Below are 13,659 nucleotides of genomic sequence, written 5' to 3' on the forward strand. Positions count from 1 at the left end.
CATTGATTCCATCCGCAGCGCTTCCCTCACACAAGCATTGCTGAAATCCCGGTTTGATCTACCAGAGGGAGATGTCTTGGAACTTACAGAAGCTCGATATCCCATCGGGGGAATACGCCTCGAAGCATGGTATCGACAAAGCTCGCGCTGCGAGACGCCCCCCGTTCGGAGTCCCTGGAAAATGGCAATCGACACACCGCCTGCCACGTCTGGATCGAGCGCCAAGCTCCCGTCGGGCATCTGGGCGCTCGGCTTCGTCAGCATGTTCATGGACATCTCGTCGGAGATGATCCACGCGCTGCTGCCGATCTATCTCGTGACCGTGCTCGGCACGTCAACGCTGACGGTCGGCTTCATCGAAGGCATCGCCGAAGCGACCGCCAACATCACCAAGATCTTCTCGGGCGCGCTGTCGGACTGGCTCGGCAAGCGCAAGTTGCTGACCGTCCTCGGCTATGGTCTCGCCGCCTTCACCAAGCCGATCTTTCCGCTGGCCGGCTCGGTCGGCTGGGTGGTCGCGGCGCGCTTCATCGATCGGATCGGCAAGGGCGTGCGCGATGCCCCTCGCGACGCGCTCGTCGCTGATCTGGCGTCGGCGGAACTGCGGGGCGCGAGCTTCGGCCTCAGGCAGGCGCTCGATACGGTCGGCGCCTTTGTCGGGCCGCTCGCCGCGATCATCCTGATGTGGCTCAGTTTCGACAATTTTCGCCTCGTGTTCTGGATCGCGGTCGTCCCGGCCTTCATCTCGCTCGCGGTGATGATATTCGCCGTCCGCGAGCCGGTCCGGCGTGAAACCGATGCCAAGCCGAGGCTGCGCCTCGCGGATACGAAACGCCTGTCCGGCCGTTTCTGGATCGTGGCCGGCGTCGCCACCCTCCTTACCCTTGCCCGGTTCTCCGAGGCATTTCTCATCCTGCGTTCCCAGAATGTCGGTCTGCCGATCGCGCTGGTGCCCGCCGTCATGGTGGTGATGAACATCGTCTATGCGTAATTACCCACCCCCTATCGTTTTGAGGGGGCCCCGCGCGGTTTGGACCGGGGTCAGGCGAGGACATCGACGATCACGGCGAAGGGGTTGGCGCCCTTGAGCCTTGCGGTGTCGACGGTTGTGCGGACGTCGGCTTCCGCTTCAGCGGCCCACATGGCGCGATAGCCGTTGGTGACCTTTCGCTGGATCACGCAGGGACGGAGTTTGCGCTCCGAGGTGTTGTTGGTGGGGTCGACGTCGCCGGGAAAGTCGCAAAAGGTCAGAAGCTGGGCTCGGGCGCGTCCGATTTTGGCTTGCAGTTCCCGGGCGAGGTAGCATCCGGTCGGCGCGGCCAGAAGCGTTTCGAGCTGCCTTTCCAGGTCTCTCTTCTTCCTCGCCAGCGTCGAGGCGGCGAAATCGGCGATGGTTCGCGCGAGGTCGAACGCCTTGCCAAGCCAGAGCCTGAACCGGAAGGGCAGATCATCGGAGCCGTGCTCGAACGCGAAAGCCGTGTCGCGCGCCAGATGCGCCAGACAGGTCTGATGCCGCTCGCCGTGCTTTTGCTGCGCCGAATAGCGATCCGAAATCCAAACCGCCGGCTTATGGCCCCCCATCATCTCGTCCACGACGCGGGCGGCGCGGGAATAATCGGGCTGATGCACGACCGCGTCCTTGCAGTGGAAGACCCAGTGATACGAGTTCGTCCCCTCGATCCGGACGCCGGTCTCGTCGCTGGCGACGACCTGGGCGGCGCGAACGATCGCCTTCGCCTTCCCGGCCTCGATCTCGAACCGGGGATGGGAGCGGATGAACATGTTCATCAGCGCCCCCTCGCTGACGCTCAGCCCGAAGGCGTCGCGGAACAGGCCGCGCAGCCGTTCGTAAGACAGCGCCTGGAAGCCCTTGAGATAAATCGCCAGCGCGTGGATGCGCGGCCCGAACGGCGTCGTCGTCGCGACCGCAGGCGCCGGCGCTTTCGCCGCCACCCCGCAATGCGCGCAGCAGCAGGCGAAGCGCCGATGCCGAATGACATAGGGGTTCACTGGCGGCATCTCGATCTCGTCGTATTCGCCGATCAACTCTCGCTCGGCGTCGGGCGAAAAAGAACCACCGCACCCCTCGCATACGATCGGCATGTGATCGCGGATTTCGTCGGGATCGTCCGCCAGCCGACGATTGTGCGGTTCATGTCCCGGCTTCGCCCCGCCCGGACGAGAGTTCTCGCGCTTCTCTTTCTTGTCCGTCGAAGGCGGCTTGGATGACGTGCGCGAATTCTTGTCCGGCCGCTGAAGCCGCAGCACCAACTCGATCAATTGCTCTTTGCTGAGCTGCTGCAAATCACTGCGGTCCATCACCCCATGGATTCAGAGATCGGCGACCGTGGCAAGGGGGTGGGTAATTGCGTCTATGCGATTGGCGCCTATCCGGCCGGCGCCCTCTCCGACAGGATCGGCCGTGGCGGCTTGCTCGCGGTCGGCATCGTCTGCCTGATCGTCGCCGACCTCATCCTCGCGCTCGGCGCGACCATTCCACTCGTCATGATCGGTGTCGTGTTCTGGGGGCTTCACATGGCGCTCACGCAGGGGCTTTTCGCGAGCCTCGGCCGACACCGCGCCCGAGGATCTGCGCGGGACGGCGTTCGGCGTGTTCAACTTCGCGGGGGGCATCGCCATGCTGATCGCGAGCGTCATCGCCGGCGGCTTGTGGGACGCTTACGGTCCGGCCGCGACCTTTCTGGCCGGCGCGGGGTTTACAATGGTTGCGCTGCTCGCCCTCGTCCTGTCGCGACGCTGGATCGGCAAGCCGTCGCCGGACCCAAGCAAGGATTGATCTGCCCTCTCGCCCCGAGACTCAAGCCGTCAACCATCCGCGCCAGAATCGCTTCAGGATCTCCAGAACGACAACCAGACCTACGGCGATGCCGAACGCGACGGCGAGATCATCGGCGTGCAGAGGCCCGAAGCGAAAAAGATCGCGCGCCCACGCCAGGGCAATGCCCAGTAGGACGCCGGCCACGGCGCTTACCCGCCACAGCGCGTGATTGTCCCACCGCAGCGCCCCGCGCATCGAGCTGTCGAAGGAGCGGTTGACCAGCACCAGTCCCAGATTGGCCAGCACGAGCGACACGAAGGTGAGCGCACGCACATCCCCGGCCGGCATGCCGCGCTGTAGCGCCAGCAGATAGAGTACGGCAACGGCTACGAAGGCGAGAACGCCCTGCAGCAGACTCCAGAGCACGAGCCCCGACGAGAACAGACGGCTCGTCGCCGCGCGCGGCCGTCGGCTCATGATGTCCTTCTCCTCCTTCTCCGCCTCGAAGACCAACGAGCAAACGGGATCGATGATCATCTCGAGAAAGGCGATGTGGATCGGCGAGAAGATGATGGACAGGCCGGTCAGCAACGGCAAATGCAATTACATGCTGTCCGGTTCAACCGTGAATGAGCTTCCGTCAATATTCTTCGTAGGTGGCGGGAACAGCCCCGGAGATATTCTCCGCTTGCTTGCCTTCGACGATGAGCATAGCTGTCGCGGCCTCAATGCGACGCTCAAGTTCCGTCATGAAATGCCGCCGATCAAGTCCAGGCTGGATTGGGGGGAGAAACTCAACGAGGATTGTGCCGGATCGTTTTAGGAAGGAGCGACGGCCCCAAAATAGACCGGAACTGAGTGCCACCGGCACGACCGGAAGACCAAGCTGCATGTAAAGCGCGGCGACCCCGGGATGATAGGCTTGGTGAGCTGCCACCGGCGTGCGCGTCCCCTCCGGGAAGATGGCGATCGAGCGACCGTCTGTTATCGCAGAGCGAGCCGCCGCGACCATCGGTCTTAACGCTTTCGCGCCTGCCTCGCGATCGATGATGATCGCCTCGCCCCGTTTCATATACCAGCCAAATACCGGTATCCTGGCCAAGCTCTGCTTCAGCACGATAGCCGGATTCTTAAGCAAGACCCACAGCGCAATGGTCTCCCAGGCGGAATGGTGCTTGAGCGCAACGATAACCGGGCCTTCGGGCAGGTTGTGTCTGCCGCGCACCTCGTAGGTCAGTCCGACGATTGACCGCAGCAGCAACAGGGAAACGGTCGCCCACAGTTCGGATACACGCGCAGCCGCGCGTTGCGAGATGAAAAGCGCTGGCAAGGCAAGGACAGAAAGAAGAGTTGTCCAAGAATAGAACGCTAGGTCGAATAGGAGGGAGCGAACGAGGGTCACCGTGCAAGGCCTCCGTTATTCGCTGGACGGGAAACTGATTGAGGGGGCGCATCGACATCCGCCGCATCAATCTTGTGCAGCTGCTCCCAGCTCTGGATGTAATCGCGGGTCAGCGGTGCGGCATTGACACGCTTGCTCACCTGAATCTGGAAATTGATCAGGCCGCCGTGGCGAAAGGCTGCTTCGCAACTGGCCAGGTAGAATTCCCACATCCGGCAGAACCGCTGGTCGTAGATTTCCGCGACGCGCCCACGGTTTGCGATGAACCGTTGCCGCCACGCCTTCAGCGTTTCTGCATAATGTAGCCGCAATATCTCGATATCGGTCACGTACAATCCGGCCCGCTCGATGGCGGGCAGAATCTCCGACAGCGCCGGGACGTACCCACCCGGAAAGATGTACTTGTTGATCCAGGCGTTGGTCGCGCCGGGGCCGTCGGCGCGACCAATCGTATGGATCATTGCCACCCCGTCGTCCGTGAGGAGATTCCTAACCTTCTTGAAGTATTCGCGGTAATGTCCCACCCCGACATGCTCAAACATGCCGACCGAGACGATGCGGTCATACCGGCCTTCTTCTTGGCGATAGTCCTTTAGCAAGAATCTCACCCGGTCCCCCAAGCCCGTCTCGGCAGCGCGTCGTTCGGAGTATGCGTGTTGCTCGGTCGACAGTGTCAGGCCTGTAACGTCAACGGCGGCAACCTGGGCAAGATAGAGACCGAGCCCACCCCATCCAGATCCGATGTCGAGGACCCGCTGCCCTGAGCTCAGTAGCAACTTAGCCGCCAGGTGCCGCTTCTTTTGTTCTTGTGCTCGCTCCAGTGTGTCGTCACTTGAGTTGTAGTACGCACAGGAATACTGACGGTCTGCGTCTAGAAATTGCTCGTAGAGCGCGTCCGACAGGTCGTAGTGGTGCGCGACGTTCGCACGTGCGACTGGGATGGGATTGTGTTGAACAAAGCGTCGGACGAGGCGACTCAGGGCTGCACGCGCGCGCCTTACCCCTTGGCCAGTGCTCCAGCCGATGTTTGAAAAGCAGAGATCAAGAAAGCCGTAGATATCCCCGTCGTCCACCAATAATGCGCCATCCATGTAGGCCTCGCCGAGGGCAAGATCTGGATTGAGGAGCAGTCGCGGAATCACAGCTGGATCCACGATACGAATCGTAATTGACGGTGTTCCGTTACCGATGTGATGGACGCCTCCGTTCGGCGCGATCACAGTCAATCTGCCGTCGTGGATGATCTGCCCAAGCAGCCTCCGAAACAGGAGCATTGTCGCATTCGTGCTCATGTTTTTGAGCGACCGAATTGGGCTTGATCGACTCACTTCGATATCAATCGGTTGGGGCCTCTCAGAAACGGTGGAAGCAGACGAAGGATCGGATTGGATGCTCATCCTTGGGCCCCACGCAGACGACGGCTGTTGAATGCCAAAGAACCCCGCGGAGCGGGCGCATTCTTTGATTTGGGTTAAACATCGGTATTCGATGATGGCTTCAATCGATCGCCGATGAGAGCGGTCGCGACGACGGCTCGGGTGCACCGTGGCTTCCAGCAAAAGCGGAAGGCAACATCCACAACGCTCGACTGCTCTTTAACCTCGAGCAATGTTTCGCTTCGGTCGAGCCGAGAGACTATCGATACGTGATCGACACAAGGAGATCTTCAATGGCATTGATGCGAGCAGCCGTTTTTGTCGAACCTGGCCGCATCGTCCTTGATGAAAAGCCGATTCCAGACATTGGTCCGCTTGACGCGCTCATCCGGATTACGACCACGACGATTTGTGGAACCGACGTGCATATTCTCAAAGGTGAGTATCCGGTGGCCAAAGGCCTGACCATCGGTCACGAGCCGGTCGGGGTGATCGAGAAGCTCGGCTCCGCCGTTTCCGGTTTCCACGAGGGGCAGCGCGTCATCGCCGGCGCAATCACACCGAGCGGTCATAGCAATGCTTGTCTTTGCGGCTATCACTCGCAGGACGGGGCAGGCACCAAGCACGGGTGGAAGCCGGCGGGCGGTTGGAAATTCGGCAACACGATCGATGGCTGTCAGGCCGAGTTCGTGTGCGTTCCTGATGCCATGGTCAATTTGAGTCCCGTACCCGAAGGCTTGACCGACGAACAGGTTCTGATGTGCCCGGACATCATGTCTACAGGCTTCGTCGGCGCGGAGAACGGAGACATTCGCATTGGCGATAGCGTCGTGGTTTTCGCTCAAGGGCCGATCGGCCTTTGTGCCACCGCCGGCGCCAAATTGAGAGGCGCCACGATGATCATCGCCGTCGATGCGATCGGCGAACGAATGGCCGTGTCGCGCATGCTCGGCGCGGACTTCATCATCGATTTCAAGAAAGCTGACCCTGTCGAGGAGATCATGAGGATCACGGACGGGCGCGGGGTTGATGTCGCGATCGAGGCCCTCGGGACGCAGGCAACCTTCGAGGCTGCGCTGCGCGTGCTGCGGCCGGGCGGCACGCTGTCGAGCCTTGGCGTCTACTCGACCGACCTTCGGATCCCGCTTGGGGCCTTCATTGCTGGGCTAGGAGATCACAAGATCGTCACGGCGCTGTGTCCGGGTGGCAAGGAGCGGATGCGGCGGCTCATGGACGTGATCGCTTCCGGCAGGGTCGATCTGACGCCGCTGATCACCCACCGCTACAAGCTCGACGACATCGAGAATGCCTATGACCTCTTCTCCCATCAGCGTGAGGGGGTGTTGAAGGTTGCCATTACTCCGTAGCGCCTGTGACCTGAGACCCTGATCTTCCTCCAGATTTAGGTAGAGTCTGTCACTCATGGAGACGGACGATGCGCCCCTCACGGTTCACGGAAGAGCAGATCATCGGGATGCTGAAGGAGCAGGAGGCCGGGGCGGCGACGGCGGATGTCTGCCGCAAGCACGGCATCTCCTCGGCGACCTTCTACAAGTTCAAGGCGAAGTATGGCGGGATGGACGTGTCGGACGCGCGCCGGCTGAAGACCCTCGAGGACGAGAACGCCCGCCTCAAGAAGCTGTTGGCCGAGCAGATGCTCGACAATGCGATCCTGAAGGATGCCGCCGCAAAAAAATGGTGACGCCCGATGCGAAGCGGAAGGCGGTGGCTCATGCCTGCGCGGTGCATGCGGTGAGCCAGCGTCGGGCGTGCCTGGCCTTGAAGATCGACCGCTCGACGGTGCGCTACACGAGCACCCGTCCCGACGACGTCCTGTTGCGCGAGGCGATGAAGGCCGTGGCGGGAGAGCGTCGGCGGTTTGGCTACCGCAGGATCCACGTCATGCTGGACCGCCAGGGCATCGTGATGAACCAGAAGAAGCTGCGGCGTCTCTATCGCGAGGAGAAGCTGCAGGTGCGCCGGCGCTGCGGCCGCAAACGGGCACTGGGCACGCGCAGGCCCATGCTCGTGCCGGATCGCGCCAACGCGCGCTGGAGCCTCGATTTTCTCTCCGACACGATCAGCGACGGTCGCCGCTTCAGGGTGCTCGCCATCGTCGACGACTACACACGCGAGTGCCTGGCGCTCGTCGCCGATACCTCGCTCTCGGGCTTGCGCGTGGCTCGCGAGCTGGATGATGTCATTCGCCTGCGCGGCCGGCCAGGGACGATCGTTTCGGATAACGGCACCGAGTTCACCTCAATGGCGATCTTGCGCTGGTGCCAGGAGACGGGCGTCGCGTGGCACTACATCGCCCCCGGCAAACCGACGCAGAACGCTTTCGTCGAGAGCTTCAACGGACGTTTCCGGGACGAGTGTCTCAACGACACGCTGTTCTCGACGCTTGCCGAGGCCCGCAGCGCCATCACCTCATGGAAGGAGGATTACAACCGCCACCGACCACACTCGGCCCTCGGCAACATGACGCCCGCCGAGTTCGCCTTCAAATCCACGCTGGAAAAACAGGCCGCCTGAGGCCAGAAATGAAACCCAGGACTCTCCCTCAGGCCGGAGGAGAAAAGGGTCTCAGGTCACCTGGAGCGCCACTCGCTGCCGATACACTGCTGCGACGAACTACAGGTCCTTAACCAGACGCTTTTCTAAAACATTCGGAAGCCTCAAGATGTCTCGGGAGGAAAGCAGTTCTTCACCCTTCGATTCCCGGGGTGACACAACACCATCTTCGCCCTGATATCGGTGGTCACCCTTACCGTTCGAAGAGTTGTGGAGCCCAGCTTCAATTTTCGCGGAGAATTTCCGGTTCCGCTTGATCTCAACCACGAAGGGCCGAACCGACTGTTTCATCCGTCCTCTCCAATCTCTCGGCAGGGCTTGCATGCTACGACACCGATGTGACTGGCATTTGATCTCAGTCAATTCCGTCGCAGCGGCACACGCACCTCAACCAATACATCGTTACTCGAAGGACCGGACTGCCTGGCAAACGCCGGAGTGCCGAACTCGACTTCCCGCCAAGCGGCATTCGGCCCCCCCCAAGGGCCTTTTGAGCGACAGGGGTCGCGCGTCAGCGCGATCCCGACCTATCCCGCGGCCATTCCCGCAACGCAACAATCCAGAGACCCACCAAGTTGGCCAGAGGCACGAGCGCAACGATCGACCAAAGTGGCGAGAATCCAATTCGAGCGAGAATGCGCCCGACGGGGTAAAGCAGCACCGTGACAAACAAGACGAAAGCGATCCAGTGCCAAGCCGACCAATAGCCAATCATCATATAGGGTTGGTCCATCATTAGAATGTCCTTAGGACTTTTGCTGCGTGAATTCACAACCTGAGATACAAGAATCTGCGAAGAGGCGAGCCCTCCGTCCAGGCTCGTCGCGGTAACACGAAAAGCCAGATACTTCTCGCGTCAACACCACCAATTGACATGTCTCAGCAGCCATGCCGACCTAACGTGCGACGATTTCATCGTAAGATGGCAAGTTCTATGCTGGAATAATTACTCCGAGATAAGGCCGTTCGTAACCGCCGCCTTGTCGTACAAGAATACGAGATTGGGGTCGGGGAGGTCGCGAGCGCGGTCCTTACCGTCGAAGTCGAAGCGCGTCAGGAAATCTCGGATGACATTTAGCCGTGCCTCTGACTTGTTATCCGCGCGCACGACGGTCCAGGGCGCAAATGGCGTGTGCGTACGGGCCAGCATCTCGTTCCGGGCTACACTATAATCGTCCCAGTGCTTTGTCGCTGTATCGTCGATCGGGCTCAGCTTCCACTGCTTGAGCGGATCGTCGCGGCGATCCTTCAGCCGGCGCTTCTGTTCGGTTCGCGAGATATCCAAATAGTATTTGAGGATAGTGACGCCACAATGGGCGAGCAGCTGCTCGAACAGCGGGGCCGTCATGAGGAACTCGTCATATTCCTCGTTGCTGCAGAAGCCCATTACCCGCTCGACCCCGGCGCGATTGTACCAACTGCGGTTGAACAGCACGATCTCCCCGCCCGCCGGGAGATGCGGCACCCAACGTTGGAAATACCAGGACTTCTGGTCGCGGTCGGACGGCTTGCCCAGTGCGACCACCCGCGTCTCGCGCGGGCTGAGATGCTCAACGATTCGCTTGATCGTTCCATCCTTGCCGGAGGCGTCCCGTCCTTCGAAGATCACGAGAACCTTCTTGCTGGATTTGATGAGGTGCTTCTGAAGACCCGCCAGCTCCACCTGGAGTTCGTGAAGTGCTTGTCTGGTGGCTTCGTGTTTTTCTTTCTTGCCCATCTGGAATTCCTGTCATGAGGTTTGTTGCATTCCGAAGTATCGTCGATTGCAATTCAACGGTACGAAAGCGCAGCCGCCTGCCAACCTAGACAGGCGTTCACCGAGGGCCGATCTTACTCAGTCGGATATCTTCGGCTTGCCAATTTGTAACTTCCATTCTCTCGCTGAATCGCGATCTAAAGGCGCCGAAATCCATCAGTGCGCCGTTTCAAGAGCGGCGGGAGAGTTGACCCGTGCCAGGAGGCCCGGGATACCAAGACTTGCGACGGCGCCTCCAAGCACCACGAGGGCCGCTAGCGTGAAGGGCGCGTTTGGCACGAAGGAAACCCCAAACAGCAGACCGCCAGCGGCCGATCCTGCCGCTTGGCCGAGACTTGCGGCCGCAGTCTGCCGACCCAATTCCGCTCCTTGCCTTTCCCCCGCACTGAGCGAAATCCAGTACGTCGCGATGGGGGAGAGGATACCAGCGCTGGCCGCGATCGCGGCTACGACGATGGCCGTAGGCACGGTCGCTGCGGCGAATGGCACGGCGGCGACGCTCACTGCCAAGACAACAAGGGCGGGCGTGAGGAACCAGCGTGTGGTCTCCGGCTTGACGAGCGGCGAGAAGACGATCGTTTGAGCGACTAACATGACGAGGCTGCACACACTGAACATGAGCCCGATCTGGTAGGTGCTCATGTCGAGAACTTGCATTCCGCGAAGCGACAGGCCGACTTCGAAGGCACCCACAGCCGCGGCGGTTACGAACGAGATGACGAGGAGGCGTGGAAGAGCGCCACGGCCCTCAGGCCGGGCTCCAATCCCCACCTGATCTACGCCGCGCTGGATGGCGTCAGGCACGAGGAACCATACCGCCAGCGCCACCAGAAGCGAAAAGCCCGATGTCGCTAAATAGGGTGAAAGGGAAATTGCAGCCTCGCCCGAGCCTGGAAGGAGTTCGCGGGCGACAACCACGGTGAAGCTTCCCAGCATCGGCCCGACCAGGAAGCCGATGGCACCGGCAATGTTGAGCAGAGCAAAGCGGCGCGCGCGCCATTCCTTGGTCCGAGCGTAGTCGCCGACAAGGGCATAGGCTGCGGGCACAATGGAAGCCGCGAACAACCCGTTCAGGAAGCGGCCGAGATAGAGCAGAGGGAGGCCATTGGCGAGCCCAAACAGTGCCAGGGTCAAGGAGAACCCCATCAGTCCCGCGAGCAGCACGGGGCGGCTACCATGCCGATCCGCAAGGCGGCCCCATAGTGGTGCGAACAAAAACAGCGCGAGGGTGTAGGTTCCGGTCAGTATGCCGGTATGCCGCGATAGGACAGTAGGATCCGTCGTTCCTGCTATCCGTTCAATCGCAAGCGGAAGTATCGGCAGAAGGAACCCATAACCGACGGTAATCGTGAACATTGCCAGAAGCAATGAGATCATCATCCACCATCGCAATGGTTGGAAGGAACTTGCCGCGATCACGCCGCCGCCTCGACCGCGGCTTCCGTTGAACCACTTTGGACTCTGCTGCCGCGCGTGATGCCGGCCAGCCGTGTGCGTTTGAGCATCAGGGCGTTGATCGCCACCAGAGCCGAGCTGCCCGACATGGCGAGAGCGGCGATTTCGGGGCTCAGCAGCATTGGGTAGAGCACGCCCGCTGCGAGCGGGAAGGCGATGACATTGTAGGCCACGGCCCACCACAGGTTCTGGTGCATCTTGCGCAGGGTTGCGCGGGAGAGCTCGATGGCGCCGACAATGTCGTACGGATCGCTCTTCATCAGCACGACGTCGGCGCTCTCGATGGCGACGTCCGTCCCCGCACCGATGGCGAACCCCACATCGGCCTGGGTGAGTGCCGGAGCGTCGTTGACGCCGTCACCGACCATCCCGACCTTGTGTCCTTGAGCCTGCAGCTCCTGAATCTTCGCCGCCTTCTGGCCCGGCAGTACATCGGCCAGCACCATATCGATGCCGAGAGTTGCGGCGATGCGCTTCGCCGTGCCGGCGTTGTCGCCGGTCAGCATGGCGACCTGGACGCCACGCTCGCGCAGCTTGGCTACGGTGGCCTGGGCGGTCGGACGCGGTGCGTCGGCGATCGCGACGATGCCGAGAAGTCGGCCGCCACGGGCTACATGAACCACGGTTCGGCCGGCGCCCTTCAACTGCTCCGCCGCATCGGCGAGTTCGTCAAGGCCGATCTTTTCCTCGTCCATGAGACGACGGTTGCCGAGAAACGTCGTCTGACCCTCGATCTCGGCGCGGGCGCCTTTCCCCTCGAGATTGAGGAAGGACCGCGCGTCCGGCACAGTGAGCCCTTCAGCGCGCTCGATGATCGCCAGCGCGAGCGGATGATCCGAACCGTGCTCGACGGCGGCCGCGATGCGCAGCACCTCATCGGGCGACGCCTGGCCTGCCGCGATCACGTCGACCACGCGCGGTTGACCCATGGTCAGCGTGCCGGTCTTGTCGAAAACGATGACGTCGAGCTTGGTCGCATCCTCCAGCGCGGAAGCATTCTTGAACAGGATGCCGTTCATCGCGCCGAGCCCGGTTCCCACCATCACCGCCATCGGCGTGGCGAGCCCCAGCGCATCGGGACAGGCGATGACAAAGACGGTGATGGTCAGCGTCAGCGCGAAGAGGAGGGTCTGACCGATCCAGAAATACCAGACCGCGAAGGTGACGAGACCGATCAGGATCGCCGCGAGCACAAGCCATTGCGAGGCCCGATCAGCGAGAAGCTGCGCCGGCGCCTTGGAATTCTGCGCTTCCTGGACGAGCTTGACGATTTGGGCGAGGGCCGTGTCGGCACCCACCTTCGTCGCCTTGTAGCGCAAGCTGCCACTCTTGTTGATGGTGGCTCCGATGACCATGTCGCCCGGCTTCTTCGAGACCGGCATCGACTCGCCCGTCAACATCGATTCATCAACGTCGGAGCGACCTTCGAAAACCTCGCCGTCCACAGGGATCTTGTTGCCAGGACGCAGAATGACCGTATCGCCTAGCAGGACCTCGGCGGTCGGGATCTCGATCTCGGCACCGCTCCTGAGCACCGTGGCCTTGGGCGGCGCGAGGTCCATGAGCTGACGGATTGCCTCCGACGCGCCAGCTCGTGCCCGCATCTCAAGCCAGTGTCCGAGCAGAATGAACACCAACAGAACGGCAACAGCCTCGTAGAACTGCTGGCCTTTGAAGAAAAAGGTCGAGCCGACGCTGAACAGGTAGCCCGTGCCGACACTGAGCAGCACCAATACCGCCATGTTGAGCACGCCGTTGCGCAGCGCGCGGATCGCCGCGACGACGAAGGGCCAACTCGGATAGAGGATCGCGGCGCTCGCGAGAACGAAAAGCAGGATCTCGCGATCGAGACCGAATGGCGGATCGATGCGCAGGAAATCCATGCCCATCGGCTGCAGCAGAAATATCGGCACGGAGAAAATCAACGCGACCCAGAACCGGTTGCGCATGTCCCGGACCATGCCCTGCATGTCCATTCCCGCGCCATGACCCATCTCATGGGCCATGGCATCGTGCGAGATCGGCATCGCCTTGTCCGGCGTCCCGGAGGCAGGATGCGCCCCGTGGCCCGCGTGACCGGCGCCATGACGATGCGGCGCCGCCGGATGCGCCGGCGGCACGGTCGTCTCGTTTGGCACGCATTGGTGCCTCGGAACCACCTCGCCGCGGCAATGGAAGCCGCAGGCGATCACCTCGGCCTGGATGGTCTCCAGGCTGGTACGTGTCTCGTCGAAGCCGACCGTAGCCGTGCCGGACGCGAAGTTGACGGCGGCGGAGGTGACACCGGGCAATCGACGCAGGCGCTTCTCCACCACGA

The 13,659-nt window shown here is 61.6% G+C and carries 11 protein-coding genes and 2 pseudogenes; 4 read left to right on the plus strand and 9 right to left on the minus strand.

The genetic code is table 11. The annotated features are described in order from the left end of the window. Positions 1 to 181: 181 nt before the first annotated feature. Positions 182 to 988: pseudogene (locus V5F77_RS16805) on the plus strand (MFS transporter); the annotation flags it as partial. A 53-nt stretch (positions 989 to 1,041) separates the two neighbouring features. Here V5F77_RS16805 and tnpC read toward each other — a convergent pair. Together tnpC and V5F77_RS16815 are read right to left on the minus strand one after the other, a co-directional pair. Continuing rightward, positions 1,042 to 2,319 (minus strand): IS66 family transposase, encoded by a 1,278-nt coding sequence (gene tnpC / locus V5F77_RS16810; protein ID WP_429006507.1) that lies wholly within the window; start codon positions 2,317 to 2,319, stop codon positions 1,042 to 1,044. Positions 2,320 to 2,331: 12 nt separating this feature from the next. Continuing rightward, positions 2,332 to 2,658 carry a hypothetical protein gene (locus V5F77_RS16815; protein ID WP_429006541.1) on the minus strand — a complete coding sequence of 109 codons (327 nt, stop codon included), beginning with the start codon at positions 2,656 to 2,658 and terminating at the stop codon, positions 2,332 to 2,334. Here V5F77_RS16815 and V5F77_RS16820 point away from each other — a divergent pair. Further along, a complete protein-coding gene (locus V5F77_RS16820; protein WP_429006508.1) occupies positions 2,612 to 2,797 on the plus strand; it encodes a hypothetical protein in 186 nt (61 codons plus the stop codon). The two genes, V5F77_RS16815 and V5F77_RS16820, sit on opposite strands and share 47 nt — an antisense overlap. Positions 2,798 to 2,818: 21 nt before the next feature. Here V5F77_RS16820 and V5F77_RS16825 read toward each other — a convergent pair whose 3' ends face one another. The 3 genes from V5F77_RS16825 to V5F77_RS16835 are packed head-to-tail and all read right to left on the minus strand — an operon-like array spanning position 2,819 to position 5,455. Further along, complete coding sequence (locus tag V5F77_RS16825; RefSeq protein WP_429006509.1) at positions 2,819 to 3,376, minus strand: cation transporting ATPase C-terminal domain-containing protein; 558 nt, start codon at positions 3,374 to 3,376, stop codon at positions 2,819 to 2,821. A 43-nt stretch (positions 3,377 to 3,419) separates the two neighbouring features. After that, positions 3,420 to 4,181, minus strand: coding sequence for a lysophospholipid acyltransferase family protein (locus tag V5F77_RS16830; protein ID WP_429006510.1), 762 nt, complete (start codon positions 4,179 to 4,181; stop codon positions 3,420 to 3,422). Then, complete coding sequence (locus V5F77_RS16835) at positions 4,178 to 5,455, minus strand: SAM-dependent methyltransferase (protein ID WP_213375311.1); 1,278 nt, start codon at positions 5,453 to 5,455, stop codon at positions 4,178 to 4,180. The genes V5F77_RS16830 and V5F77_RS16835 overlap by 4 nt, the downstream gene beginning before the upstream one ends. 395 nt (positions 5,456 to 5,850) lie before the next feature. On the opposite strand from V5F77_RS16835, the gene V5F77_RS16840 reads away from it, so the two are divergent. Both V5F77_RS16840 and V5F77_RS16845 read left to right on the plus strand, forming a co-directional pair. Next, positions 5,851 to 6,924 (plus strand): NAD(P)-dependent alcohol dehydrogenase, encoded by a 1,074-nt coding sequence (locus V5F77_RS16840; protein WP_429006511.1) that lies wholly within the window; start codon positions 5,851 to 5,853, stop codon positions 6,922 to 6,924. A gap of 68 nt (positions 6,925 to 6,992) precedes the next feature. Then, positions 6,993 to 8,205: pseudogene (locus V5F77_RS16845) on the plus strand (IS3 family transposase). A 437-nt stretch (positions 8,206 to 8,642) separates the two neighbouring features. Here V5F77_RS16845 and V5F77_RS16850 read toward each other — a convergent pair. From V5F77_RS16850 to V5F77_RS16865, 4 genes are all read right to left on the minus strand, one after another. Then, positions 8,643 to 8,867 (minus strand): hypothetical protein, encoded by a 225-nt coding sequence (locus V5F77_RS16850; protein ID WP_429006512.1) that lies wholly within the window; start codon positions 8,865 to 8,867, stop codon positions 8,643 to 8,645. Between the two features lie 210 nt (positions 8,868 to 9,077). After that, positions 9,078 to 9,848, minus strand: coding sequence for a polyphosphate kinase 2 (ppk2, locus tag V5F77_RS16855; RefSeq protein ID WP_213375317.1), 771 nt, complete (start codon positions 9,846 to 9,848; stop codon positions 9,078 to 9,080). 195 nt (positions 9,849 to 10,043) lie between these two features. Then, positions 10,044 to 11,306 carry an MFS transporter gene (locus V5F77_RS16860; RefSeq protein ID WP_429006513.1) on the minus strand — a complete coding sequence of 421 codons (1,263 nt, stop codon included), beginning with the start codon at positions 11,304 to 11,306 and terminating at the stop codon, positions 10,044 to 10,046. Beyond that, positions 11,303 to 13,657: a heavy metal translocating P-type ATPase gene (locus tag V5F77_RS16865; RefSeq protein ID WP_429006514.1), complete on the minus strand. Its 2,355-nt coding sequence runs from the start codon at positions 13,655 to 13,657 to the stop codon at positions 11,303 to 11,305. Before V5F77_RS16865 ends, V5F77_RS16860 begins: the two co-directional genes overlap by 4 nt. Positions 13,658 to 13,659 lie beyond the last annotated feature (2 nt).

The organism is Roseixanthobacter psychrophilus (genome assembly GCF_043195195.1).
Taxonomy (GTDB): Bacteria; Pseudomonadota; Alphaproteobacteria; order Rhizobiales; family Xanthobacteraceae; genus NCEH01.